This is a genomic window from Actinoplanes sp. NPDC026670, from assembly GCF_040638175.1.
In the GTDB taxonomy this organism is placed as follows: Bacteria; Actinomycetota; Actinomycetes; order Mycobacteriales; family Micromonosporaceae; genus Actinoplanes.
Map to the genome: position 1 here is coordinate 1 of NZ_JBEZXU010000039.1, position 24633 is coordinate 24633.

The window sequence follows — 24633 nt, forward strand, 5'->3', positions numbered from 1 at the left end:
GCCGCCGCCCAGCGCCACGCCGCCGCCGCGGCCGTGGCGGCGCGGGAGTCCTACAACGCCGCCCGGGACGCCGCGGCCCACGCCAACGCGGCCGCCGCGGCCGCCGAGGAGGCCGCCGACCATGCCGGGGACGCGGCCACCGCCGCCGCCCGCGCCACCGCCGCCGCGAACGGGGCCACCGTCGCGGCGAACAACGCCACCGCGGCCGCGAACCAGGCGGCCGCCGTCGAACAGGCCGCCCGGGACGCCGACACCGAACGGCTGGCGCTCTTCAAACAGGAGCGGATCGAGGAGGCCAAAGCGGCCCGGCAGAGCGAGAACCAGGCCCTGACCACGGCCCTCGCCGACGCCACCGAACAGACCCGGGTCGACAACGAGACGGTGCAGTGGCTGGCCGAGGCCGGCGCGGCCGGGGCCAGCGACGCCACCGTGCTCGGCAGCGGCCGCAAAGCGGCGGCCCGGCTGATCAAAACGCGGCGGCACCTGGACCCGGCAGGCCGCCACCACCGCGCTCACCGGCGGCGTGGACGAGGTACGCGCCTTCGTCACCACCGGACTCGGCACCGCCGCCCTGGAGGACGACCGGGACCGGGTGCTCGACATCACCGCGACCACCACCAAGGACGCCCAGCGGGTGGCCGGTCAGGCGGTGCTCGACAAGTCGCACGCCGAGATCGAGGAGTGGCTGCGGACCCGTGCCTACCCGGGCAAGAGCAACGACGACCGGATCGCGATCGCCAGGCTGATCTCCACCGGCGGGTCGGCCACGAAGGCCGCGGCCACCGCCGCGCTCAACGGGACCGACGCCGCCCGGCAGGCGTTCCTCACCTCCGGCCGGTACGAGGCCGAGGACACCGACAACCGGGTCCAACTCGCCCAGATCATCTCCGCGGGCGGCCCCGAGGTGCAGGCCGCGGGTCAGATCGCGGTGTCCGGCCCGCGGGTCGGCGTCATCGAGTTCCTCAAGCGGGGCCAGTACTCGGCAGCCCGGCGTGACGTCGAGACCGCCACCCACGTGGTCCGGGTCACCGGCCTGGTCCAGCAGGCCGCGAAGATCGCCGCCGACGCCCGGACCGACGCCGCCAACGCCCAGAAAGCCGCCGCCGAGGCCCGCAAGGCCCAGGAGGAGGCGGCCCGGTACGCGCAGGAGGCGAACACCGCGGCGAGCCAGGCCATCACGTACGCCGCACAGGCCACCCAGTCGGCGAAGGACGCGGCCGCCTCCGCCGCCAAGGCCGTCCAGTCCGCGCAGACCGCCCGCAACGCGGCGGCGTCGGCGAGTGCCGCGGCGGCGTCGGCGGCCCAGTCCGCAGCGCGGGCCGAGCGGTCCGCCCAGGCCGCCAAGGCTGCCGCCGCCAACGCCTACACCTCGATGCAGTCGGCCTACGCCTCGGCGAAGGCCGCCGGCAAGAGTGTGGCCGAGGCTCAGGCCGAAGCGGACGCCGCACTGAACCACGCGATCGACCTGCGCCGGCGTGAGGAGGCGGAGGAGCCCGGGGACCTGACCCAGCCGCCGGCCGACGGCTCGCTGCCGTTCCGGTGGACGAACCTCCAGAACAATCTCCTGGCACAGGCGAACATCCAGGCCTCCGGCGCCGAGTGCATCACCGGCACCAAGCAGTTCATCTGCTTCGGGGTGAAGACGTTCGGCGGCAAGACCATGACCATCGGCGACTACCTGCTCTACCCGCACGACCGGAAGACCTTCGACGAGGAGTTGAAGGCCGAGGCCAAGCAGCGCGCAGACTTGCGGCAGGACGGCATCCGGTCCGACATCTACGGGCTCAATCTGCTGGAACACGAGAGCAACCACTCCGATCAGTGGGCGCTGTTCCCGGACACCAAGTCGTATCTGATCCAGTACTGGGCGGCCTGCGGATACTCGTACTGGAAGACCAGGGACCGGGACGAGCCGGACTACGGCGACTACAACTGGCTGGAGATCTGGGCCAACCCCTACCAGGGCAACTACTGGGAGGTCCCGGCGATCGGCAGCCCGCCGCCGTTCAACGTCCGGGAGCCGGTCGACATCCTGGTCGTCCAGGACCGTCTGCTCGACCAGCTGTGGCGCGAACTCACCAAGAAGAAGTGCTACATGGCACTGTGGTGCTGATGCGCACATCGACGAGTCGGGCGGTGGGCGCCTCGGTCGCGCTCGCCGCCCTGGCCGGGCTCGCCGCCTGCACCCCGGCGGACCGGCCGCTGCTGGCGCTCCGGACGGCCGGCGGCGAGCCGGTGATGCTGATCGTGAGCTGCGACGACTTCCGGATCGGCCGGATCTACCTGTACCCGCTGGGCGACAACCCGGCGGTCGCGGTCGACGGCCCCGAGCGGGAACTGGAACGGACCGGATCCGCGGTCCCGGACAGCATGCCGCTCTTCGGGGAGCCGCCCGCCGGGTGGGCGGTCACCGACGACCGGCTCACCGCGCTGGCCCCGGCGCAGCGGTACAGCCTGTTCGCCGGCACACCCGACGGCGACGACACGGTGCCGATCGCCTTCACCGACGCTGATCTGGCCGGGCTCGGGCCGGACGAGGTGCTGGTCGGCAAGGCGCCGATCAGCCATCAGCGGATGACCGAGCAGGAGTTCCGGGAGCAGGGGGAGAAGGACTGCTGACCTGACGGTCAGAATTCAAAACCGCCGGGGCGGTGGTTGCGGTCGGCGATCAGTCCCGCGAGCACCGCCACGGCGATCTCCGCTGGGGTACGGCTACCGATGTTCAATCCGACCGGACGTCGCACCCGGCTGATCTGATCGTCCGGAACGCCCAGTTCGCGCAACGCCGCCACGTGCGGGCCCTCGGCACGTGGGTTGCCGAGGATGCCGATCCACCGGGAGCGGCCGGCCAGCGCCTCCTTGAGCAGCGCGCCGATCTCGATCGCCGGCCGATGATGGTCGGTCAGCAGGATGTCGGTGTGCTCGTCCGCGGCCGCCGCGACCAGGTCGCCGACGTAGGTGTCACCGTGCGGCCGTGGTGTGCCGGACAGGCGGGTCGGATCGGGCTCGACCAGCACGGTCCGGAAGCCCAGCTCCACCCCGAACCGGAACAGCATCTCCGACACCGGCGACTCGAACACGGCGATCAGCCGCCGCGGGCTCCCCTGATCAGTCACCCCTACGACTCTGCCAGACGGCGATCGGAAATTCACCCGACCAGATGTCTCTGACCTACTAGGTCCTGGTCTATAGTCGTGTGCATCGAGTTCCTCGGCGGCGGCTCGTCGAGGGACTACCCTTCACCCCTGGAGGCACTGTTGCCAACCCTTGACGAACGTGTCACCCGACTGGAGCGTGACATGGCGGACCTGAAGCGGCTCCGCGCCAGTCAGGACAGCGTTCTGTCCGACTTCGGCGAGAAACTCCGAGTCCAGCACGAACTCATCCAGGCCGTCGCGGAGACCCAGTCCGAGCACACCGCCTTGCTGAACCGGCACACCGCGATGCACAGGGAGACCGGTGTGCAGCTTGCGGGGCTCAAACTTGACGTGTTCAGCCTCAAGGGCGGCGTGGAGCAGATCATCGGGATGCTCGACACGGTGATCGAGCAGGGCCGCGAGCGGTAGCGGAGCGGGCGATTCGGGGTCGCCGGGCCGGGCGTGTCACGCTAGAGCGCGTGACTGCACCGCTCATGCTCGGCGACCATGCCGTTAATCCGCCCGTCGTGCTCGCGCCGATGGCCGGGATCACCAACGTGGCGTTCCGGCGGCTCTGCCGGGAGCAGGGCGGCGGGGTCTACGTCTGCGAGATGATCACGACGCGGGCGCTGGTGGAGCGGATCCCCAAGACGCTCAAGATGATCGCGTTCGCCGAGGACGAGGGTTTCCGCAGCCTCCAGCTCTACGGGGTGGACCCGGATGTGACCGCGGCCGCCGTCCGGATGGTCGGTGAGGACAACCTGGCCGATCACATCGATCTGAACTTCGGCTGCCCGGTGCCCAAGGTCACCCGCCGCGGCGGCGGTTCGGCCCTGCCGTGGCGGCGCCGGCTGTTCGGGCGGATCGTGAGCCAGGCGGTGGCGGCGGCGAAACCGTTCGGCATCCCGGTCACGATCAAAATGCGCAAGGGCATCGACGACGACCATCTGACGTACGTCGAAGCCGGCCTCGCCGCGCAGGAAGCAGGCGTGACCGCGGTGGCCCTGCACGCCCGTACCGCCGAGCAGCGCTACTCGGGCCAGGCCGACTGGGACGCGATCGCCACCCTGAAGCAGGCGCTTGACGTGCCGGTGCTCGGCAACGGCGACATCTGGGAGGGTTCGGACGCGCTGCGGATGGTCGAGCACACCGGCTGCGACGGTGTCGTGGTGGGCCGTGGCTGCCTGGGCCGCCCCTGGCTGTTCGCCGACCTGGAGGCCGCGTTCACCAAGGGCGCCGACTACCGGCCGGTGCTGCCGGCCCTCGGCGAAGTCGCCAAGATCATCGCTCGGCACGCGCAGTTGCTGGTCGAGGCCCTGGAGGACGAGCGGCACGGTTGCGCCGACTTCCGCAAGCACGTCGCGTGGTACCTGAAAGGCTTCCCGGTCGGCGGCGAACTGCGCCGCGGCCTGGCGATGATCTCCTCCCTGTCCGAGCTGGACGACCTGCTAGCCAAGCTCGACCCGGCCGTGCCGTTCCCGGTTGAGGCGCTGGGCCAGCCCCGGGGCCGGGTCAACGCCCCGGGCAAGGTGTCACTCCCGCACGGCTGGCTCGACAGCCGAGACGACGAGACGGTCCCCGAGGGCGCCGAAACCGACGAATCCGGCGGCTGACCCCACCCGCCTCCCGTTGCCTGCCTCCTGCCTCCTGCCTCCTGCCGCCCGCCTCCCGCCCTCCCCTCCGCGATCTGTGGAGTTCGGACACACCTGTCTCGTGGAACTCCACAAGATCGAGTTGCTGGGTAGGCGGCGGCCGGCACCTCACCGGCCGCCCTCCCGTTGGCGATCTTGTGGAGTTCGGACACGTTCGAGTTTCGCCATTTTTGGCAGCGGTATTGCAGGTCAGGGCCGACGCCGACGTGAGTCTTGCGTTCGTTCTGGTCAGCGCCATCCCCAACGAACTCCGCGGGATAACCGTGAGGTCTTATTGCCGTGGACGGCCGCCCAAGGGCGATGCCGGGAGCGAACAGCCGAGGGCGGGTCCGCCGGCCGCAGCGATAGTCAGCGCACACGTTGACCTGGGCGCAGCGATGGTCAGCGCACGCGTTGACCTGGGCGCAGCGATGGTCAGCGCACGCGTTCGCCGATCGTGTGCGTCTGCTTCGCTCCGACGGGGACAGACGCACACGTTGTGCCGTCCGTGTGCGCCCGTCGTCGTCCCGGCGAGGGTGAAATCGCACGTTGCCGCATTGTGTGCGCTGGTCGTCGCATGCCGGCCGAACCCCGGCGACCACGCCGGCCGAACCCCGGCGACCGCGTCTGGCCGCGCGCTGGTGACCGGGCCGGGCCGAGCGCCGCCGACCGAATCCAGCGGAAGGCCAACGACCAAGGTTTGCGACCGATGCCCGGTGCGCCGTCACCCAAGCGATCCCCAAATGGCGAAACTCGAGGGACGCGCCTGTCTCGTGGAACTCCACAAGATCGAGTTGCTGGGTAGGCGGCGGTCGGCACGTCACCGGCCACCCCTCCCGTCAGCGATCTTGTGGAGTTCGGACACGCCTCGTGGAACTCCACAAGATCGAGTTACTGACAAAGTGGCGGGCGGCGGCAGACGGTGGCGGGCGGTGGGCGGCGGCGGACGGTGGCGGGCGGCGAGCGGTGGATGGCGGCGGAGGTGGCGGGTGGCGGTGGCGGGCGGCGGTGTGGGGGCGGAACGGGCAGGATGCAGGGATGCCCGAGCGTTTCGTGGAACCGTTCCCGTTCTGGCCGGCCGACTCCGAGCCGGGTGACAGGCATCAGTCGGTGGCGTGGGATTCGGCGTCCGACGAGCCGGCCCTGCGGCAGGCGCTGGCCGACGGTGACGTCGATTGTTGGGTGACGCTGTCGCGGCTGCTCCGTGACCAGGGCCGCACAGCCGAGATCAGGCAGCTCTGCGAGCAACTGGCGACGACCGCCACCCAGCCGCAGCTGGCGAGGTTCGTCGAGCTCAGCGCGCAGAATTTCGACGCCGCCTCGGGTGCCCGCTTCCAGTACGAGCTGATCACCAGGTTCCCCGCCGAGGCGACGGCCCTGGAGCACTGCGCCCGTCTGCTGGCCGAGAGCGGCCACCACGACCTCGCGATGAACGTGCAGCGGGAGGCGCTGCGCCGGGGCACGGACCGGACCTACTTCATGGTCAATCCACGTCGGACCATGCGCGCCCTGACCGAGGCGGGCCGCCTCGACGACGCCGAGGAGCTGATGCGGGCGTACGCCGACGAGATGCTCGCCGCCGTGCCGCTGGCGCTGCTGCTACAGGTGCGAGGCCGGGCCGCCGAGGGCGAGGATCTGTTGCGCGGCCATCCGTCGGCGGGCCACCTGTACCTGCGGTTCGCGTTGTGCACCCTGCTGGAGCGGGACGGCCGGCCCGCTGAGGCGGCTTCGATCCGGCCACCGGAGGGCTGGCCGCACCAGATGCGCGGCCGGCTCCCGGCGCCGAACAGCCCGCACGAGGCGATCTGGTCGGTGACCGACTTCCTGGGCCGGGCCTTCGCCGTATGAGGGCGTGGTGACTTCTGGTGCGGATCGCACCAGAAGTCACCACGCGAACCTGACCGTCAGGCGGTGAGTTTCCACTGCTGGCAGGTGTTGCCGAGGGCCGACCACTGGCGGACCGCGACGCCGTCGGCGGTGCCGCAGTTCGTGACGTCGAGGACCAGGCCGTTGCCGCGGTTGGCGATCAGGTAGCCGCCGTTGACGGGGGTGAGGCTCCACTCCTGGCAGGCGTTGCCGAGCGGGGCCCACAGGTTCAGGGCCGTGCCGTTGGCGGTTCCGCAGCCGACCGAGTCGAGGACGGTTCCGCTGTTGGCGTTGGTGATCCGGTAGTAGTTGCCGGCCGTCTTCGTGAACGTCCACTGTTGACAGGCGTTGCCGAGTGACGACCACTGCCGGATCGCCGTGCCGTTGGCGACCGCGCAGTCCGCAGCGTCCAGCACCTTGCCGGTGGCCTGGTTGACGAGCCGGTAACGGGTGCCGCCCACCGGGTACGACACACCACCGCCCGGATCGCCGGAGGGGGCGACGAGTGTGGTGGTGAGCTTGTCCGGCGTACCCAAGTTGGGTGTGCCGTCGCTGTTGAAGTTGACCTTCTTGAGCCGTGTCGTGCGGGTGGCGCCGCAGCCCTGGGCGGTGGTGTCGTTGGCGTGGTAGGCCATCCACGTCTCGGTGCCGTCGGGCGAGGTGAAGAACGAGTGGTGGCCGGGCCCGTAGACGCTGTTCGGGTCGGACCGCTGGAAGATCGGCGTGCTCTTCTTCGCCCACGACGACGCGACGAGCGGATCGCCGCCGGTCAGGGTGAGCATGCCCAGCTTGTAGTCGGGCGTGTTGCAGGAGCTGGCGGAGAAGGTCAGGAACGTCTTCCCGCCGTGCTGGAGGATGTACGGGCCCTCCTCGGTGTTGCCGCCGACCTTCTCCCAGTCGTAGGTCGGGTAGGAGATCCGCGTGCCGTAGGCGGACACCGTCCACGGGTTGCTCATCGGCGCGATGAACAGGCTCTGCAGGTCACCGACCCACGACGAGTAGAGGAAGTAGTTCTTCCCGCCGATCGTCGCGACACTGCCGTCGATCGCCCAGCCGTTGTTCGCCTGCACCTTGAGCTGGCCCTTGAACGAGTACGGCCCGATCGGGTCGGCGCCCGACGACTCGAGGACGAACGAGCGCTGCCCGTCGCAGCAGGCCGCGGTCCCGGCCGAGTAGTACAGGTACCAGCGGGTCCCGTTCGGCCCGGTCAGCTTGTGCAGCGACGGCGCCCACACGTTGCAGCAGCTCGCCGCGGCGGAACCGGTGTACACGACGTTCTCGGTGGCGCCCGGCAGTGCCGCCACCGACTTGGCCTTCTTGATCACCACCTGGTTGTTCCAGGTCGTGGCGGCCAGGTAGTAGTAGCCGTTGTCGAAGCCCACCCACGGGTCGGCGCCGTACGGGGCGGAGGCCACCGGATTGGTGAACCCGACGGCCGCGTTGCTGCTCAGTGGGTTGAACGCGACTGCCACATAGGCCGGCACGGTCATCAGGAGCGTGACGAGCGCGGCTCGCAGAGGTCGGATGCGCCGCATGTCAGTACACCGTCGGCCAGCCGGACGAGCTCCAGCTCAGCAGGTTGATGCCGAGCCGCGCGTCCCCGGCGGCGGTGTAGTAGTGGTAGACCAGCACGTCCTGGGTGCCGTCCTGGAAGACCGCCGGATGCCCGGGGCCGTAGACGGCGTCGTGCGAGGCGAGGATCTCGGTGCCACCACCGGCGGTCATCAGCGTGCCGGCCCGGTCCTTGTACGGCCCGGTGATGCTGGTCGACCGGCCGACCATGGTCCGGTACGTGCTGGACGCGCCCTTGCAGCAGAGGTCGAACGCGACGAACAGGTAGTAGTAGCCGTTCCGGTAGTAGATGTGCGGGGCTTCGACCGACTTGCTGTTCACGAACCGCTCGGCGATGTTGTGGACCGTCGAGTCGGCGCGTTTGCCGGTCGACGGGTTCAGCTTGATCATCTTGATCCCGCTCCAGAACGAGCCGAAGCTGAGCCACCACTCGCCGTTCGGGGTGACCGTCAGGTTCGGGTCGATCGCGTTGAATCCGCTGGTCGTGGTGCTCTCCATGACCTTGCCCTGGTTGGTCCAGGTGCCGGCCGCGCCGGTGGTGCTGGAGGCCAGGAAGATCGCCGACTTGCTGGAGCCGAACGTGGAGGCGGAGTAGTACATCAGGTACTTGCCGCCGCGGTAGGAGATGTCCGGCGCCCACAGGTTGGTGTCACCGTTGGTGTAGGTGTCGGCCCACGGCGTGCCGTTGGGGAAGGCCTTGCCCGCGTCGGTGAACCTGGTCCGGTCGGCCGACGTCTTCAGCCCGATGCCCGGGGCGGTGTAGGCGAGGAGGTAGCCGCCGGCCGGTTTCTTCACGATCGTCGGGTCGTGCGCGAACGTCGAGCCGGTGACCACCCCCGGATTCGGGTAGGTCGCGGCGTCGGCCCGCATCAGGCCGTACGCGCTGGCCGTCACGGCCAGCAGGCCGGTCGCCCCGGCCAGCAGGAACTTGCGGAGACGGGATCGCATGGGGATGCGCCTTTCGGTGGGGGAAACGCAGGTATGTGTTCCGCCGGGCCGGAAAGGTTGCGCGTTTCAGCGCTGCAATGCCAGGAACGCGGTGAGTGACAGCGGGACGGCCATCAAGGCGCACAGCAGCGGCAGCGCCACCGGCAGGCCGAACGCCGCGTAGAGCAGCACCGCCGCGACCTCGGCGCCGAACCCGGCCACCGACAGGGCGGTCGTCCGGGCCGGGCCGGTGATCGCGTCCTGGAGGCGCGCCTCGGCGTGCACCATCGCGAACTGGAGCAGCCCGAACGCCACCGACACCGGCACGATTCCGGCCGGATGCGGCACCAGCGAACCCGCGGCCAGCAGCGCGGCGGCCAGGGCCAGGGCACCGGCCAGCGGACGCGGCGACTCCGGGGAGAGACGATCGGCGAGGCCGCTTCCGGCGGCCATCGCAAGGGCGGTCAGAGCAAACAGCAGCGGTACGGCCGAAGTCGGCGCCCCCATGTCGCGGGCGAGTAACGGCAGGTACTCGTCGAGGGCGGAGAACCCGGGGACCGCGGCGGCGACGGCCAGCGCCCGGAGCACACGGCGGCTGCCGGTGGCGGCCCGCAGGCCTGCTCGTAGCACCGGGAAGTACCCGCCTGCCTCCTCGGCATTCCGGGCTGTTCGGTCGTCCGTACCGGATGAAGGGAGACGAAGGGCGAGCAGACCGCCTGCGGTGACCGTCGCGATGCTGATGACGCCGACCAGGACGTAACCGCCGGCCAGGAGGGCCGGGGTGGCCAGGATGGTGGCGGCGAGCATCGCCAGCATGCTCGCCATGCGGGCGCGGCCCATGATCCGGGTGTACGCCGTGCCGTCGCCGACCTGGTCGTAGACGAGCGCCTCGAGCGATCCGGAGGCGAACGCGCCGCCGAGCCCCCACAGCACGAAGCCCGTGGCGAAGCCCGGATAGGTGGGCCAGATCAGCCAGACCGCCCAGCCGGCCGCGGAGACGATCTCACCGACCGCGTAGACACGCTTGCGGGACCAGGTGTCGGCCAGCGCGCCGGCCGGGATCTCGCACACGAAGGAGACCACCGACCAGATCGCGAACAGCGACGAGATCTCGGCGGTGGTGAGCCCGGCGTCGGCGAAGAGCAGCGCGTAGACCGGGTAGAGGAGCACGCTGTCCTGCAGCGCGTGCACCGCATAAAGGTGTCAGCGTCAAACCGGATGCATGGCTCTCATCCTGCTCCGGCCCGGCCCGATGTCAACGCAATTCGGCCTCGTCGGCGGCGGCCCGCCCGGACTCCCAGCCCTCCAGGCTGTCCACCCGGCTGCCACGCACCCGGACCGTGCGCGGGAACGCCCGGTCCATCGCCTCGTGCACCTTGACCTCGCGGTTGCGCAGCACCGGCAGCAGGTCGTCGTGGCCGGTCAGCTCCCGCTCGACGGTCTGCCGCATCCGCTCGCCGATCCGGATCCCGTAGGAGACCAGGAACGACCGGCGGAACGCCTTCAACCTGGCCTTGCGGACGTTCTTCTCGTCACGCACCATCGCCCGGTTCGCCTGCACCAGCAGCGACGTGTAGAGCAGCTCGACCGCATCGATGTCGGTGTCGAACCCGAAGACCGTGCTGAACCCCAGATCCTGCGACCAGACCGTCCGGCACGTGTTGGCCCGGGCCACCGCGTCGAGCAGGCCCGCCTTCTCGCTCTCGTAGGGGTGGTCGACGCCGATCCGCCTGGCGAACGGCACCACGTCGACCGCCGCGACGGTGACCTCCTCGATCCGGTACCTGGTGATCAGCTCCTGTGCCTTCGCGCTGTAGCTCTCCGCCTCGGCCGGGAACTCGGTCGACTCCGCTTTCGCCAGCAGAGCCCGCACCCGGTCGAGGATCCGCTGGTCACCGTGGTGCGGCACGGTCGTCAGGGGGGTGCCCGGCGGCGGGATCAGGATCTCGATGCGCGGCATCCGCCGCAACTCGGCCAGCAGGTCCAGCGAGGCGTCCAGCACGGCGATCCGGTCCGGTTTACGACCCTCCGGAGTACGCAACCCGTCCGCCTGGTCACGCCAGCGTTCGTCGACCGGATCCCGGCCACGCAGGTAGTCACGGGCGGCGTCGGCGACCAGCCGCCCCTGGATCGGATTGCCCCGCCGGGCCACCGCCCGGTGCAGCTCGGCCGGCTGCCAGCCGTTGCCGAACAGCCGCTCGAACTCGCCGCTCAGCGCCGCGCTCAGGGCAGCGTCGGTCTCGGCGGCGGGTGCGCCGGTCAGGGCGTCCAGCGCGTCCTCGTAGTTCAGAGCGCCGGAGCGCACCCCGTCAATTATCTCCCGGGCGCTCATGGACAGGAATGGTAGTTGCCGGGGTCCTGGTTCCCGGCCAGGACCCCGGCTGCCGTGACCGCCGAGCGGCCGGACGGTCACGGAGTCAGCAGCAGGACCTCCCTGGTCCGGCCGTTCGCGCCGACCAGCCGGTAGCCGCCGGTGGCCAGCGCCTCGATGCGCCAGGAGGTGCCGTCGAGCGACCGGCGGGCGCCGGGCGCGGTGATCCGGTACCACCCGTCGGTGACGTGGGTGAACCGCCAGCGGTCGCCGATCCGCTTCGTGTTCGCCAGGTCGGTGAGCAGCACGTCACCGGCCGGCTGGATGCGGAAGTCCTGGCAGGCGCCCACCGTGAAGGTCTGCACCGCCGCGCCGGCCCCGCCGCAGCCCGCGGGTTGCAGCGCCCGGCCGGCCAGCGGGTTGACGATCCGCGACCAGCCCCCGGTGCTCGGCGTCAGCCGGAACCGCTGGCAGTCGTTGGCCAGCCAGCCCCACTGCGCCACCCGCGCGCCGTCGGCGTCGATGCAGGCGGCCACCTCGGCGACCTTGTTGCTCTGCCGGTTGGTCAGGCTCACCAGGCCGTTGCCCCGGTCGGTGAGCTGCCACTGCCGGCAGGTGCTCTGTTCCTCGCCCGCTGCGAGGGTCACGTCGGCGCCCTCGTAACCGCAGGAGGCGTTCGCCAGGACGGCGTCGCTGTCCCGGTGGACCAGCTGGACGTAGGCGGGGCCGTGCCCGTGCCCGCGGTTGCCGCTGAGCGGGTCGGACAGCCGGGGCCAGCCGTGCGCCCAGGAGATCCGGCGGATCGAGCCCTTCGGCGCGCCGCCGTCCGCCCTGTCGTAGTAGTGGTGGGCGAACAGGCCACCGTAGACGTCGCCGTGGCCCGGACCGGCGAAGTCGTTGTAGCCGGCCAGGATCTGCGTGCCGCCGCCCTCGGTCAGCGGCTTGCCGGCGGCGTCCGCGTACGGCCCGGTGATGCTCCGGGACCGGCCGGCCATCACCCGGTAGTCGCTGTTCACGCCGCGGCAGCAGAAGTCGAAGCTGACGAACAGGTAGTACCAGCCGCCGTGCCACGTGATCGACGGCCCCTCGATCGCCATGCCGCCCCGCGAGGCGATCCGGTGCTCGGTGGTGTCGGTCGCCGACAGCAGCCCGGTCCGCGTGTCCAGCCGGCGCATCCGCAGGCCGTCCCAGAACGAGCCGTACGACAGCCACGCGTTCCCGGCCCGGTCGAAGCTCACGTCCGGGTCGATCGCGTTGACGTCCTCGACCCCGCTGGTGGTGCGCAGGACCATGCCCCGGTCCACCCACTGCGGCTCGTCCAGTGACTTCGTGGTGGCCAGGCCGATCACCGAGTTGTTGGTGCCGAACGACGAGGCCGCGTAGTACAGGTGGTACTCGCCGTCGAAGAAGTTGATGTCCGGCGCCCAGAAGTCGGCCGGGGTCACCCCGAGCTCGTCGACCACCCAAGCCGGCGGGGTGTCGAAGACGGTGCCGGTGTACGTCCAGTGGATCAGATCGGTGGACCGCCGGATCGGCAGGTAGGTGCGGGTGCCGCTGTCCCCGGTGATGATCTCGTAGTACCAGCGGCCCTGCTTGATCAGCGTCGGATCGTGGGCCACCGGGTCGGGATTCGTCGCGCTCGGCGGCACGGCCTGAGCCGGCACAGCGGGAACCGCGGTCAGGAGTATGGCGGCGAGCAGTGCGCCGAGAATTCTCACAAGGCCCTCACAGACGGATGTGACGCGGCGCGCGGTGCTGGCACACCTTTGCAGCGCTGCAAAGACAGGATGCACGCGCGTCGATCCGACAGCAAGGGAAACAACCCGGAAACCTTGATTACGGTGCGGTGGTCCACAGGGCGGAGACCGGCAGCGCGACCATGCCGTCGCCGAAGCTGAGCGACTCGTCACCGCAGTAGAGGACGAAACCCGCGCGGAAACGATCACCGAGGCGTCGTTGCAGGAGCCGGAGACCACGGAAATCGGCCCCGGTCACCGTGGCGGCGGCTTTCACCTCGACGCCGACGACGCTGCCGGAGTTGTCCTCCAGGAGCGCGTCCACCTCGTACTGGTCCCGGTCGCGGTAGTGGTGCAGCCGTACCGTGAAATCCGTCCAGGTGAGCTGACGGGCCAGCTCGCCGAGCACGAGATTCTCGATGAGCCGACCGGCGGAGACATCAGCCGCCGCGCCGGCGGCCAGATGCCCGGCCAGGCCGGGGTCCAGGAACATGACCTTCGGTGTCGACACCGCACGGGTGGTGAGGCTGGCCGACCATGCAGGAACGATCCTGATCAGGTAGATCGTCTCCAGGATGCCGATCCACGACTTGACCGTCGGGAGCGTGACGCCCAGAGCGCTCGCGAGGCGGCTCATGTTGAGCAGGCCGCAGGTCTGATCGGCGAGCAGTGAGATCAGGCGCCGCATGTCACCTGTCCGGTCGATCTCGGCGACCTGCTGGACGTCTCGAACGATCATGTCGTTGACATAGTCGGCCATGAATCGTTCCCGCCGCCGTTCGTTCTCCCGGTGGACCGCCTCGGGGTAGCCGCCGCGCCGAGCCCGGGCCAGATAGTCCCGGCGGGACAGGCCCATCGGCTGTGCGCGAAGCTCCGGACCCTGCCGGAAGGCGGCGGCGACGAAACCGTCCGGAGCATCATCGATCTCACCCTGGGACAGCGGCCAGAGCTCGATGGTCTCCGACCGGCCGGGGAGCGCGTCCGGGAGGCTCTTCAGTGCGAGCAGCCGTGCGGAGCCGGTCAGCAGGAAGCGTCCTGGGCGGCGATCACGATCGACGAGATACTTGATCGCCAGCCACAGATCGGGCACCCGCTGCACCTCGTCGATCAACATCAGGCCGTCGTGATCGAGGAAGCCGAGGGGATCAGCGGCAGCCGCGGCCCGGGTGCCCGGGTTGTCGAGAAAACGGGCAACGCCGTTCGGCGCGGTTTTCAGCACCATCTCCGCGAGGGTGCTTTTGCCGGCCTGCCGTGGACCGTTGACTACGACTACCCGCGTGTCTGCGAGGGCGTCTCTTACCAGCTCGGCGGCTTTTCGAGGGAAGTACTCATCCGCTTTGCGCACGCGTACATCGTACGTCTGACTTTAGATCTGCCGAAGTCTTGGCTTTAGATCTGCCGAAAGGCAGGCTTTAGATCTGCCGAAGAGATCGCCGGGGCGGGGAGGGCGGTGCGGGCCCTCCCCGCCAGGGGTGGCGATCACGCCTCGCCGGTCAGACGTCGAGGTCGTTCTCGATGCGGCGCAGCTGGTGCCGGGACATGGCGAGATTCGCCCGGTCCCGCCGCAGCGCCACGTAGAGGAAGAGGCCCTTCCCCGATCTGCTCGTCAGCGGCCGGATCATGTGGTACTGCGTGTCCAGCGTGATCAGGATGTCCTCGATCTTCTCGGAGAGGTTGAGCATCTCCATCGCCCGCAGCTTGGCCCGGACCACGTCGGTGTTGCCGGCCGCCGCGACGGTCAGGTCGAGCTCCTTGCCGCCGCCGAGGGTGCCCAGGGCCATGCCGCTGGTGTGGTCCACGAGCGCGACGCCGATGCAGCCGTCGATCTCCATGATTTCCTTGAGTGCGGTGTCCATGTCAGGCATGGGAATCGTTCCTCCGTTGTGGTGGGTGGTGTGTCAGCCGGTCGCCTGGCGGCGACGGGCCATGTTCGGCAGGGTTGCCATCGGGGTCCGCCGGGCGAGCGGGGTCGGTGGTCCCGCCTGTGTGGGGATCTCCGGGCGCAGCTGAGGCGCCGTCTCCAGGGAGAGGATCCGGATCAGCCGGCGTACGCACCGGCGTGCTTCCAGGTGGACCATGGCGAGGTTGGCGTCACCCGACGTCACCACGGTGAGCAGCGCATTCGGGCCCGCGGTGTACGACGTGATGTAACCGCCGTCGCACTCGACCACGGATTCCCGCAGGTCACCGTGGTTCACCGCGTGGGCGAACCGGCGGGCCAGGGCCAGGTGGGCCGCGGCCAGCGCGGCCAGGGTGTCCGGCTCGATGCCGTGCGAGTCGTGCGCCACGACCAGCCCGTCGGCGGTGGCGAGGACGCTGCCGGACAGTTCCGGCAACCTGCTGCGCAGGCGCCCGAGTTCCTCGAGTACCGCCGGATCCACCGTCATTCCGCTTCCTCGCTCCTTCGGCTGGTCGGGGGTGCGCGCGTCACCGCAGTGCCCTCAGTGCGGTTCGGATGCGCTTGAGCAGGACCTCGTCGGCGCCCTGGTGCACCGGCGGGCTCTCGCCTGCCATCTCCTTGGGCAGCTTCGCGCCGGGTTTTCGGCGGGCCAGCCGCGGCGGCCGGATCGCGCCGGAGCTGTGCTCACCGGGCAGCGCCGGCGCAGGCGGTGGGTCACCGTCCGCCGGCGGGCGCCGCGCCACGGGTTCCGGACCGGGCATCACGGGTACGGCCACCGCCGCCGCCCGGGCCAGCGGAACCGAGACTCCCCGTGGCTGCGGGAGCCGGACGAACTCACGAGTGTCCGCCGCATGGATCTCCGGTGGCTCGATGAGTCCCGCGGCGGCCATCCGGCGCAGCTCCTGGATGATCGCGTAGCCCGCCCGGCCGAGTAGTTGCGCCAGGTCGGCCGGGGTGCGCTGCCCGTCCGCCTGGACCAGCAGCTCCCACTGCGGCGCCGTGATCGTGACCCGTTCCCGTGGCGGCCTGGCCACCGGGATCACCGGCGCCACGTCGATCAGCGGGTTCGGGAAGATCCCGTCGAGCAGCCCGATCCGGCGGCCGACCTCCCGGTCCACCGCGGTCGCGTCGATGTGCACGACCGGCCCCAGCCAGTGCGTGGCGCCGGGCCGGAACTCGGCCGGCGCCGCCCGGTCGGCGAGCACGAAATACGCCGCGTCGTAGGTGGCGCCGAGCACACACAACTCCAGCTCACCCTGGGTGAGATGGCCCTGCTCGACGAGCAGCCGGCCGACCCGGGCGGTCGGCGCGCCCAGGTCGAACGCGCTCTGCCAGGTCCGTCCGGCCAGCCGCCCGGACGAGGTGAGCAACTCGCCCACCCCCGGCGCGGACGACGACTCGGCGTAGATGACCCGGCCCTCGAACACGTAGACCGCACCGCCCGGATGGCCGCCGACCAGCAGCGCTCCGGTCTGCCGCTCGCCGGCGACCCGCGTGAGCAGGTCCCCGGGCGCTGCGGTCCTCGTGCGGGCCACCGATCGCTCCTTCATGGTCAGTGGGCGTGTCATCGCTGGGCGACCAGTTCGTCGGCCAGGCGCTGCATCTTGCGGCGGGCCACGGCGAGGTTGCCGCGAACCCGGTCCAGCCACACGTAGAGCACCAGGCGGCTGTCGAACTCGGTCTGGACCATCCGCAGGAGGTGATAGCCCCCGGCGGTGGTGATGATCAGGTCTTCGAGCAGGTCGTGCGGTATCGCCGAGACGAACAGTGAACGGCTGTTCGCGGCTTGGACCACCTCGGCAGTTCCGGCCGCCGCGGCTTCGTGGTCCTCATTGGGCGCTGCACCGGTCGTGGCGACCGGGAAGCCCGTCGTGTAGTCGACGATGCTGGCCCCGACAGCGCCGGGGATCGTCATGGCCTCCTGTAGACAGTGGTCGACGCCGGGCACTTCACTCCTCAGCGCTACGGTCGGAGTTCGGACGTTTCCCGTCCGCCACCGTGGGCCATCCTCCGGTGACCGTGCGACCACAAGTCGCACGTTCTGTGCGTCATGAGCCCGTCACCCGGAGCCGGATTCCGCGTTCACCACGGCCACCACCCCGAGGTCACGTAACCTGATCGTCATATGTCGATCAGGGAGGTTGCGTGCCCAGTCGGTGGGAACAGGTCGTGGTGGACTCCGAGGACCCGGCACGGCTCGCCCGGTGGTGGGCCGAGGCGCTCGGCTACGTGATCGTGCACGAGGCGCCGGACGAGGTGGAGATCCGCCGCACCCCGGCCGAGATGCCGGGCCTGCTGTTCACCCCGGTCACCGAGGTCAAGAAGGGCAAGAACCGCCTGCACCTCGACCTGCGCCCGGACGATCAGGAGGCCGAGGTGGAACGCCTGGTCGGGATGGGCGCCCGGTACGCCGACATCGGCCAGGGCGACGTCGGCTGGGTCGTCCTCGCCGACCCCGAGGGCAACGAGTTCTGCGTGCTCGCCGGCTCTTCTAGTACTTGAACTGGCTGATCAGGCCGCGGATGTCGTCGGCCGCGGTGCTGACCAGGCCGGCCGAGTGCCGGGTGGTGTTCGCGCCCTCCGCGGTGAACGCGCTCGACTCCGTGATGTGCGAGACCGTGCCGCTGATGTCCGAGGCCGCCGCCTGCACCGCGCCCACGTTCCGGGCCAGCGTGTCGGTGGTCGCCGACTGCTGCTCGACCGCCGCCGCGATCATCCGCTGACCGTCGTCGATCCGCCCGATGACCGCAGTGATCGCCTCGATCGCCTTCGCGGTGCTCTCCGTCATCTCCTGAATCGCGTGGATCTTCGCGGTGATCTCGCCGGTCGCCCGCGCCGTCTCCCCGGCCAGATCCTTGACCTCGGTCGCCACCACCGCGAACCCCTTGCCGGCCTGCCCGGCCCGAGCCGCCTCGATGCTCGCGTTCAGCGCCAGCAGGTTCGTCTGCTCGGCGATGTTCGTGATCATCCGTACGATGTCGCCGACCTCCCGGCTCGCGTCACTGAGCCGGCCCACCGCCTCCGCCGTCCGGTTCGCGCTGGTGGTCGCCTCGTGCGTGGTCGACGACGCGGTCGCGGTCTGCCGGGCGATCTCCCGGATCGACGCGGACAACTCGTCGGTCGCCGCCATCATGTCGCCCACCGACCCGGACACGTGCACCGCCGACGTGTCCGCGCTGCGTGCCTGCTTCGACGTCTCCTCGGCCGAGCCGTCCAGCTCCCCGGAGAGCATCTGCAGCTCGTCACTAGCCTCGCTCAGCGTGTTCACCCGCTCGGCGGTCGCCGCCACGGTCGTCTGCAGCGCCGACATCGCCTCGTTCAGGGCCTGCGCCATCTCGCCGAACTCGTCCCGGTTGACGATCGGCGCCCGTACCGTCAGATCCCGCTGTGCCAGCGTCCGCAACGTCTCCCGCATGCCGCGCAGCGGCTTCCGCAACGCCCGCACCGTCAGCACACAGACGACAAGGGTCAGCAGGTTAGCGATGCCCGCCGCCCATTGGATGAACGTCGTGCTGTCCGACCCCGCCTGCGTGCCGCGCTCGCTGGCCGTGGTGACCGCCGCGAGCACATCGTCGTCCAGCTTGCCGAGGCTCTCCTCCAGCGCCCCGAACTGGTCCAGGAACGCCGCGAGCGACTCCTGGGCGGCCGCCCGGTCGGTCGCAGCGGTGGCCACCGCCGACTTCGCCAGGTCGCCGTACTTGATGATCTCCGGGCGGGTCTCCTCGTACTGCGCCTTCAACGACTCCGGCACCAGCGTCGACGCCTCGTCGAACTTGTCCAGCATCGTCTGCGCGTGCTCGGACACCGCGCCGACCTCGTACTCCTCCCGTTGCTGCGGCGTGGTCGCGAACATCGCCGACATCACGTCGGCCCGCAGCGCGTCGTGCATCATGTCCGCGTTCCACTGGTTGCTCATCGCCGCGCTGACCGTCGCGATCTCCTCGTTCGCGGCGCTCTGATCCTCCGAGTTGCGCACGGCGAAACCCGTGACCAGCGCGACCGCGAACAGTCCCGCGCCACCCAGCACCACGAGGCGGCCGACGATGGAGATCCCCACGGTTGACCCATCGGCAACCCGGACATTCGGCTTAGGGTGGGGATCATGACGGCCGCCGACGCCCAGAGATGGGCAGCCGAGCCCGCCAAGGACAGCGGGTACGGACGTACCCCCTACCAGCGCGACCGGGCTCGGGTACTCCACTCCGCCGGGTTCCGCCGCCTGGCCGCCAAGACCCAGGTGCACACCGCCGGGTCCGACGACTTCCTGCGCACCCGGCTCACCCACTCCCTCGAGGTCGCCCAGATCTCCCGCGAGATGGGCGCCCGCCTCGGCTGCGACCCGGACATCGTCGACGTCGCCGGCCTCGCCCACGACCTGGGCCACCCGCCCTTCGGCCACAACGGCGAGGCCGCCCTCGACCTGGCCGCCGAACCCTGCGGCGGCTTCGAGGGCAACGCGCAGACCCTGCGGGTGATCACCCGGCTGGAGGCCAAGGTCCCCGGCGCCGGCCTCAACCTGACCCGGGCCACCCTCGACGCCTGCTCCAAATACCCGTGGTTCCGCAAACCCGGATACCGCAAATTCGGGGTGTACGCCGACGACCGCCCGGTCTTCGAGTGGCTCCGAGACGGCCGCGACGACGAACGCCGTTGCCTGGAAGCCCAGGTGATGGACTGGGCCGACGACGTCGCCTACTCGGTGCACGACGTCGAGGACGGGGTGCACGGCGGCTACCTCGCCCTGCGCGAGCTGATCGACGACCCGTCCGAGCGGGCCGCGCTCTGCACCGACGTGGCCGCCACCTACTCCGACGAGAGCCTCGACGACCTGGGCGCCGCCCTCGACCTGCTGCTCGCCGACCCGGCCGTGTCCGGGGTCGCCGGATACGACGGCGGCTACGACTCCCTGATCGCCCTCAAACGGATGACCAGCGTGCTCACCGGCCGGTTCGTGGCGTCCGCGGTCGGCGCCACCCAGAGCCGCTTCGGCACCGAGCCGCTGCGCCGCTACGCCGCCGACCTGATCGTCCCGCGCACCGTCCGGAACCAGTGCGCGCTGCTCAAGGGCATGGCGCTGCGGTACGTGATGCGGTCCCGGGCGGCCGAGCAGTGGTACGCGCAACAGCGGACCATCCTGGCTGAGCTGGTGGCGGCGCTCACCCGTACCCCGCAGAGGTTGGATCCGCTCTTCCGTCCGTTGCACGAGGCCGCCGCCGACGACGCGGCGGCGCTGCGGGTGGTGATCGACCAGGTCGCGTCGCTGACCGACCACGCGGCCGTGGCCTGGCATTCCGCGATCGTCGGAAGCCACCGGGAACCCGCCGGCGGGTGATCGGCCGGGCTTCGCCGGGACACGCGGGACCCTGCTGGCGGCCGGCCGTCCGGGCGAGGCAGGATGTATGCCGTGGCGGGCAGGGTCAAGGACGAGGACATCGCACTGGTCCGCGACCGGACCTCGATCGTGGACGTGATCAGCGAGACGGTCACGCTACGGTCGGCGGGCGGCGGCAACCTGAAGGGGCTGTGCCCCTTCCATGACGAGAAGACACCATCCTTCAACGTCTCACCTGCCCGAAATGTCTATTTTTGCCATGGCTGTGGCCAGGGTGGCGACGCGATCAAGTTCCTGATGGACGCGGAGCATCTGTCGTTCATCGAGTCGCTCGAGCGGCTGGCCGGCAAGGCCGGGCTCCAGCTGCGCTACGACACCGAGACCGGCGCCGCGCCCGCCCCGCGCCCGCAGGCCGGGCAGAAACAGCGGCTCATCGCGGCGCACGCGGCCGCCGTCGACTTCTACCGCGACCAGCTCGGGTCGCCCGGCGCGCGCAAGGCCCGCGAGTTCCTCGCCGAGCGCGGGTTCGGGCGGGACGCCGCGGAGCGGTACGGGTGCGGCTTCGCCCCGGACAGCTGGGACGCGCTGAGCAAGCACCTGCGGCTGAAGGGTTTCACCGCGGAGGAGCTGACCGCGGCCGGACTGTCCAAACCGGCCCGCTCCGGCTCGCTGATCGACAGGTTCCGGCGGCGGCTGCTCTGGCCGATCCGTGACCTGAGCGGCGACGTGATCGGGTTCGGCGCGCGGAAACTGTTCGACGACGACGACGGCCCGAAATACCTGAACACGCCGGAGACGCCGATCTACAAGAAGTCGCACGTGCTCTACGGCATCGACCACGCGAAACGGGAGATCGCCAAGCGCGGGCGGGCGGTCATCGTCGAGGGCTACACCGACGTGATGGCCTGTCACGAGGCGGGCGAGCCGACCGCGGTGGCGACCTGTGGCACGGCGTTCGGCGTCGACCACATCCAGGTGCTGCGGCGGCTGCTGATGGACAGCGACAGCTTCACCGGCGAGATCATCTACACCTTCGACGGGGACGCGGCCGGGCAGAAAGCCGCGCTGCGGGCCTTCGAGGAGGATCAGCGCTTCGTGGGGCGTACCTTCATCGCCGTCTCGCCGGACAACATGGACCCCTGTGAGCTGCGGCTGGCCCGCGGTGATCTGGCGGTCCGCGACATGATCGCGGGCCGTGAGCCGCTGGTCGACTTCGCCCTGCGGCAGACCATCTCGCGCTTCGATCTGGACACCGTGGAGGGGCGTGTCGAGGCGATGCGCCGCGCCGCGCCCCTGGTTGCCAAGATCAAAGACAGAGAGAAGCGTCCGGAGTACGCGCGGAAGCTCGCCGGCGACCTCGGGATGGACCTCGACCCGGTCCAGCGGGCGGTCAACAACGCTCTGCGGGGTGAGGCCGCCGAGCAGCAGCGCGCCCCCCGGTCCCAGGCGGCTGCCGACTCCCCGCAGCGGCTGGTCGAGCGGGAGGCGCTGAAACTGGCGCTCCAGGAGCCGGTGCTGGCCGGCCCGATGTTCGACGCGGTCGGCTCGGAGAACTACGGCGACCAGGTGCTCCAGTCGGTGCGCGAGGCGGTCGCCCAGGCGGGCGGGGTGTCCTCGGCGACCGGTGGCGTGGTGTGGATCGAGAAGGTCCGCGACGCGTGCGCCGACATGGGCGGGCAGATGCTGGTCGGAGAGCTGGCGGTGGAGCCGCTCTACGTCGACGGCCCGGTCGATCCGCGGTATGTGCAGGTCACCCTGGCCCGGTTGCAGGGCGGCGCGCTCGCCACCCGGATCCGGGACCTGAAATCCAAGGTCCAGCGGCTGAACCCGGTGGCCAACAAGGATCAGTACCTGGCCCTGGCCGGGGAGCTCTTCTCACTCGAACAGCAGGCACGGGCCCTGCGCGAGCAGGCAGCAGGTGAACTGTGAAGCTCTTCCGACGACGTCCCTCGCTGCCGGCCGCGTCCCGGCCCCCGCTCGCGGCGGAGGAACGGGTGGTGGCCTGGTGCCAGGTCGCCGAGTCGGCGGAGGACGTGGTGGTCGCCACCAACCACGGGATCTGGCTGCCGTCGGCGGTCGACCGGCTGGGCTGGCACGAGATCCACAAGGCCGCCTGGTCCGGGCGTGAGCTGCGGATCACGCCGTCCGAGGTGGCTGTCGAGCGGGACGGCTACACCGTGCTGGTGGACGGCCCGGTGGTGTCGTTCCTGCTGCTGGAGCCGGGGGAGCTGCCCGATCAGGTGCGGGCCCGGGTGACCCGCTCGGTGGCGTACACCTCGCATCACTCGCTGCCGGAGGGTGCGGTGCGGGTGGTGGGCCGGCGGGTGAGCGGGCGTGACGGGCTCAGCTGGGCGGTCCGCTACGACTCGGGCACACCGGTGGAGGCCGACGAGGTGCTGGCGGCGACCGACGAGCTGGTCGGGGCGGCGCGGTCGGCGACCGAGGCCGTGGACTGAAAAACTGTCGTACCCCTTCCGTAGGGTCGGGGGCGTGAACTCCCTCATCCATGCGCGCGGGCTGATCAAGCGGTTCGGTGACTTCACCGCGGTCGACGGGATCGATGTCGATGTGCGGGCCGGGGAGGCGTTCGGCTTCCTCGGGCCCAATGGCGCGGGCAAGAGCTCCACGATGCGCATGATCGGTTGTGTGTCCCCACCCTCCGACGGGGTGTTGCGCATCCTCGGCATGGATCCGCGGCGCGACGGCCCGGCGATCCGGGCCCGGCTCGGCGTCTGCCCGCAGCTCGACAATCTCGATCCCGAGCTGACCGTGCTGGAAAATCTGGTCACCTACGCCAGGTTCTTCGGCATCCCGCGCCGGGTGGCCCGGGCCCGTGCCACCGAGCTTCTCGAGTTCGTGCAGCTGGGGGAGCGGGCCGGCAGCAAGGTGGAGCCGCTGTCCGGTGGCATGAAACGGCGGCTCACCATCGCCCGCGCCATGGTCAACGAGCCTGATCTGGTGCTCCTCGACGAGCCGACCACCGGCCTCGACCCGCAGGCCCGCCATCTGGTGTGGGAGCGGTTGTTCCGGCTCAAGCAGCAGGGCGTGACGCTGGTGCTGACCACCCACTACATGGATGAGGCGGAGCAGCTCTGCGACCGGCTCGTGGTGATGGATGGCGGGCGGATCGTGGCGGAGGGCTCACCACGTGAGCTGATCGAGGCGCATTCCACGCGTGAGGTGGTGGAGCTGCGGTTCCCGACCGACGACCAGGGCACCTATGCGGGCAAGCTGGAGGGCATCGGCGAGCGGCTTGAGGTGCTGCCCGACCGGGTGCTGCTCTACGTGGCCGACGGTGACGGCGCGCTCGCCGAGGTGCACCGGCGGTCGCTGAGCCCGTCCAGCTCGCTGGTGCGGCGCAGCAGCCTGGAGGACGTGTTCCTCCGCCTCACCGGCCGGACGCTGGTGGACTGATGACCCCGTCGGTCTACGTCCTGGAGTACCACCTGGTCAACTATCGGCGGACCTGGCGGGCGAGCGTGTTCTCGTCGCTGGTCCTGCCGCTGCTCACGATGCTGGGGTTCGGCCTCGGTGTCGGGGGTTTCGTCATCGGCGGGGTCGACGGCGTCTCCTACCTGGAGTGGATGGTGCCCGGCCTGATCGCCAGCACCGCCGCCCAGGTGGCCGTCGCCGAGTCCACGTGGCCGGTGATGAGCTGTTTCACCTGGGTGAAGACGTATTTCGCGCAGGCCGCCGCCCCACTGCGGATCGGTGACATCCTCGGCGGTCACCTGGCCTTCATGCTCTTCCGGGTGCTGGTCAGCACGGCCGCGTTCCTACTGGTGGCGTTCTGTTTCGGCGCGCTGCGGTCGGGCTGGGCGCTGGCGGTGCTGCCGATCTCGCTGCTGCTCGGCGCGGCGCTCGCGGCCCCGGTGGCGGCATATACGGCTTCGGTCTCCAGCGACAGCTATCTGGCCATCCTGTTCCGTTTCGCGGTGCTGCCGATGTCGCTGTTCTCCGGCGTGTTCTTCCCGATCGAGTCGCTGCCCACGGTGCTGCGCTGGGTGGCGTGGGCGCTGCCGCTCTGGCACGGCGTCGACCTGAGCCGGGCCGCCACCCTCGGGCTCGACCCCGGGCCGGGCGCGGTCTGGCGGGTGCTCTACCTGCTGGCCTGGGGCGTGGCCGGCTGGTTCCTGGCTTCCTGGCGCTATCGGCAGCGGTTGGTGGTCTGACGTGCCGGCTCGATGTCTTCAAACGCGGCCGGTGGTTGGCGTGCCGGCT

General features: G+C 70.4%; 23 protein-coding genes and 1 pseudogene. 11 read left to right on the forward strand and 13 right to left on the reverse strand.

The genetic code is table 11. From position 1 onward, the window contains the following. Positions 1 to 516 (reverse strand): annotated as a pseudogene (locus AB0E94_RS32115) (hypothetical protein); the annotation flags it as partial. A gap of 7 nt (positions 517 to 523) precedes the next feature. Here AB0E94_RS32115 and AB0E94_RS32120 point away from each other — a divergent pair. Both AB0E94_RS32120 and AB0E94_RS32125 read left to right on the forward strand, forming a co-directional pair. Beyond that, a complete protein-coding gene (locus tag AB0E94_RS32120; protein WP_360333975.1) occupies positions 524 to 2113 on the forward strand; it encodes an ALF repeat-containing protein in 1590 nt (529 codons plus the stop codon). After that, positions 2113 to 2619 (forward strand): hypothetical protein, encoded by a 507-nt coding sequence (locus AB0E94_RS32125; RefSeq protein ID WP_360333978.1) that lies wholly within the window; start codon positions 2113 to 2115, stop codon positions 2617 to 2619. Before AB0E94_RS32120 ends, AB0E94_RS32125 begins: the two co-directional genes overlap by 1 nt. A gap of 8 nt (positions 2620 to 2627) precedes the next feature. Here the strand turns inward: AB0E94_RS32125 and AB0E94_RS32130 are convergent, their stop codons facing one another. Further along, positions 2628 to 3116 carry an XdhC family protein gene (locus tag AB0E94_RS32130; RefSeq protein ID WP_360333980.1) on the reverse strand — a complete coding sequence of 163 codons (489 nt, stop codon included), beginning with the start codon at positions 3114 to 3116 and terminating at the stop codon, positions 2628 to 2630. 78 nt (positions 3117 to 3194) lie between these two features. Between AB0E94_RS32130 and AB0E94_RS32135 the strand changes: the two genes are divergently transcribed. The 3 genes from AB0E94_RS32135 (at position 3195) to AB0E94_RS32145 (ending at position 6616) form a co-directional block, all read left to right on the forward strand. Then, positions 3195 to 3566, forward strand: coding sequence for a hypothetical protein (locus AB0E94_RS32135; RefSeq protein WP_360333983.1), 372 nt, complete (start codon positions 3195 to 3197; stop codon positions 3564 to 3566). A 65-nt stretch (positions 3567 to 3631) separates the two neighbouring features. Then, positions 3632 to 4750 carry a tRNA dihydrouridine synthase DusB gene (gene dusB, locus AB0E94_RS32140; protein WP_360334205.1) on the forward strand — a complete coding sequence of 373 codons (1119 nt, stop codon included), beginning with the start codon at positions 3632 to 3634 and terminating at the stop codon, positions 4748 to 4750. A gap of 1056 nt (positions 4751 to 5806) precedes the next feature. Beyond that, a complete protein-coding gene (locus AB0E94_RS32145) occupies positions 5807 to 6616 on the forward strand; it encodes a hypothetical protein (protein WP_360333986.1) in 810 nt (269 codons plus the stop codon). 56 nt (positions 6617 to 6672) lie between these two features. On the opposite strand, the gene AB0E94_RS32150 is transcribed toward AB0E94_RS32145, so the two are convergent. From AB0E94_RS32150 to AB0E94_RS32195, 10 genes are all read right to left on the reverse strand, one after another. Continuing rightward, entirely contained in the window at positions 6673 to 8169 is a 1497-nt protein-coding gene (locus tag AB0E94_RS32150; protein WP_360333989.1) for a family 43 glycosylhydrolase, read from the reverse strand. 1 nt (position 8170) lies between these two features. Continuing rightward, entirely contained in the window at positions 8171 to 9154 is a 984-nt protein-coding gene (locus AB0E94_RS32155) for an arabinan endo-1,5-alpha-L-arabinosidase (protein WP_360333992.1), read from the reverse strand. 66 nt (positions 9155 to 9220) lie between these two features. Beyond that, a complete protein-coding gene (locus AB0E94_RS32160) occupies positions 9221 to 10324 on the reverse strand; it encodes an MFS transporter (RefSeq protein ID WP_360333995.1) in 1104 nt (367 codons plus the stop codon). A 64-nt stretch (positions 10325 to 10388) separates the two neighbouring features. Then, positions 10389 to 11465, reverse strand: coding sequence for a DUF2786 domain-containing protein (locus AB0E94_RS32165; RefSeq protein WP_360333998.1), 1077 nt, complete (start codon positions 11463 to 11465; stop codon positions 10389 to 10391). 77 nt (positions 11466 to 11542) lie between these two features. Then, positions 11543 to 13162: a family 43 glycosylhydrolase gene (locus tag AB0E94_RS32170; RefSeq protein ID WP_360334001.1), complete on the reverse strand. Its 1620-nt coding sequence runs from the start codon at positions 13160 to 13162 to the stop codon at positions 11543 to 11545. 118 nt (positions 13163 to 13280) lie between these two features. After that, positions 13281 to 14525: an ATP-binding protein gene (locus tag AB0E94_RS32175; RefSeq protein WP_360334004.1), complete on the reverse strand. Its 1245-nt coding sequence runs from the start codon at positions 14523 to 14525 to the stop codon at positions 13281 to 13283. 148 nt (positions 14526 to 14673) lie between these two features. Next, positions 14674 to 15045 (reverse strand): hypothetical protein, encoded by a 372-nt coding sequence (locus AB0E94_RS32180; RefSeq protein ID WP_109591698.1) that lies wholly within the window; start codon positions 15043 to 15045, stop codon positions 14674 to 14676. 33 nt (positions 15046 to 15078) lie between these two features. Then, positions 15079 to 15567: a roadblock/LC7 domain-containing protein gene (locus tag AB0E94_RS32185; RefSeq protein WP_360334007.1), complete on the reverse strand. Its 489-nt coding sequence runs from the start codon at positions 15565 to 15567 to the stop codon at positions 15079 to 15081. 40 nt (positions 15568 to 15607) lie between these two features. Beyond that, positions 15608 to 16615, reverse strand: coding sequence for a DUF4388 domain-containing protein (locus tag AB0E94_RS32190; protein WP_360334010.1), 1008 nt, complete (start codon positions 16613 to 16615; stop codon positions 15608 to 15610). A 29-nt stretch (positions 16616 to 16644) separates the two neighbouring features. Further along, complete coding sequence (locus AB0E94_RS32195; RefSeq protein WP_360334013.1) at positions 16645 to 17028, reverse strand: hypothetical protein; 384 nt, start codon at positions 17026 to 17028, stop codon at positions 16645 to 16647. A gap of 197 nt (positions 17029 to 17225) precedes the next feature. On the opposite strand from AB0E94_RS32195, the gene AB0E94_RS32200 reads away from it, so the two are divergent. Continuing rightward, on the forward strand, positions 17226 to 17582 hold the full coding sequence (locus AB0E94_RS32200; RefSeq protein ID WP_360334016.1) for a VOC family protein: 357 nt from the start codon (positions 17226 to 17228) through the stop codon (positions 17580 to 17582). On the opposite strand, the gene AB0E94_RS32205 is transcribed toward AB0E94_RS32200, so the two are convergent. Continuing rightward, the gene (locus AB0E94_RS32205) at positions 17572 to 19137 is read right to left on the reverse strand and encodes a methyl-accepting chemotaxis protein (protein ID WP_360334019.1); all 1566 of its coding nucleotides are present in this window, start codon (positions 19135 to 19137) and stop codon (positions 17572 to 17574) included. The genes AB0E94_RS32200 and AB0E94_RS32205 overlap by 11 nt on opposite strands. A gap of 45 nt (positions 19138 to 19182) precedes the next feature. Here AB0E94_RS32205 and AB0E94_RS32210 point away from each other — a divergent pair, with 45 nt between their 5' ends. The 5 genes from AB0E94_RS32210 to AB0E94_RS32230 all read left to right on the forward strand — a co-directional run bounded on the left by AB0E94_RS32210 (position 19183) and on the right by AB0E94_RS32230 (position 24584). Further along, the gene (locus tag AB0E94_RS32210; RefSeq protein ID WP_360334022.1) at positions 19183 to 20412 is read left to right on the forward strand and encodes a deoxyguanosinetriphosphate triphosphohydrolase; all 1230 of its coding nucleotides are present in this window, start codon (positions 19183 to 19185) and stop codon (positions 20410 to 20412) included. A 63-nt stretch (positions 20413 to 20475) separates the two neighbouring features. After that, positions 20476 to 22341: a DNA primase gene (gene dnaG, locus AB0E94_RS32215; RefSeq protein ID WP_360334025.1), complete on the forward strand. Its 1866-nt coding sequence runs from the start codon at positions 20476 to 20478 to the stop codon at positions 22339 to 22341. Then, the gene (locus AB0E94_RS32220) at positions 22338 to 22868 is read left to right on the forward strand and encodes a hypothetical protein (protein WP_360334028.1); all 531 of its coding nucleotides are present in this window, start codon (positions 22338 to 22340) and stop codon (positions 22866 to 22868) included. Before dnaG ends, AB0E94_RS32220 begins: the two co-directional genes overlap by 4 nt. Positions 22869 to 22902: 34 nt before the next feature. Continuing rightward, positions 22903 to 23826 carry an ABC transporter ATP-binding protein gene (locus AB0E94_RS32225; protein ID WP_360334031.1) on the forward strand — a complete coding sequence of 308 codons (924 nt, stop codon included), beginning with the start codon at positions 22903 to 22905 and terminating at the stop codon, positions 23824 to 23826. After that, complete coding sequence (locus AB0E94_RS32230; RefSeq protein WP_360334034.1) at positions 23826 to 24584, forward strand: ABC transporter permease; 759 nt, start codon at positions 23826 to 23828, stop codon at positions 24582 to 24584. The genes AB0E94_RS32225 and AB0E94_RS32230 overlap by 1 nt, the downstream gene beginning before the upstream one ends. Positions 24585 to 24633 lie beyond the last annotated feature (49 nt).

Excerpts from the sequence above, each read along its gene's own strand:
- AB0E94_RS32125 (WP_360333978.1), top strand. The coding sequence starts at position 2,113 with ATGCGCACATCGACGAGTCGGGCGGTGGGCGCCTCGGTCGCGCTCGCC.
- dusB (WP_360334205.1), top strand. The coding sequence starts at position 3,632 with ATGCTCGGCGACCATGCCGTTAATCCGCCCGTCGTGCTCGCGCCGATG.
- AB0E94_RS32145 (WP_360333986.1), top strand. The coding sequence starts at position 5,807 with ATGCCCGAGCGTTTCGTGGAACCGTTCCCGTTCTGGCCGGCCGACTCC.
- AB0E94_RS32150 (WP_360333989.1), bottom strand. The coding sequence starts at position 8,169 with ATGCGGCGCATCCGACCTCTGCGAGCCGCGCTCGTCACGCTCCTGATG.
- AB0E94_RS32155 (WP_360333992.1), bottom strand. The coding sequence starts at position 9,154 with ATGCGATCCCGTCTCCGCAAGTTCCTGCTGGCCGGGGCGACCGGCCTG.
- AB0E94_RS32165 (WP_360333998.1), bottom strand. The coding sequence starts at position 11,465 with ATGAGCGCCCGGGAGATAATTGACGGGGTGCGCTCCGGCGCTCTGAAC.
- AB0E94_RS32180 (WP_109591698.1), bottom strand. The coding sequence starts at position 15,045 with ATGCCTGACATGGACACCGCACTCAAGGAAATCATGGAGATCGACGGC.
- AB0E94_RS32185 (WP_360334007.1), bottom strand. The coding sequence starts at position 15,567 with ATGACGGTGGATCCGGCGGTACTCGAGGAACTCGGGCGCCTGCGCAGC.
- AB0E94_RS32210 (WP_360334022.1), top strand. The coding sequence starts at position 19,183 with ATGACGGCCGCCGACGCCCAGAGATGGGCAGCCGAGCCCGCCAAGGAC.
- dnaG (WP_360334025.1), top strand. The coding sequence starts at position 20,476 with ATGTATGCCGTGGCGGGCAGGGTCAAGGACGAGGACATCGCACTGGTC.
- AB0E94_RS32230 (WP_360334034.1), top strand. The coding sequence starts at position 23,826 with ATGACCCCGTCGGTCTACGTCCTGGAGTACCACCTGGTCAACTATCGG.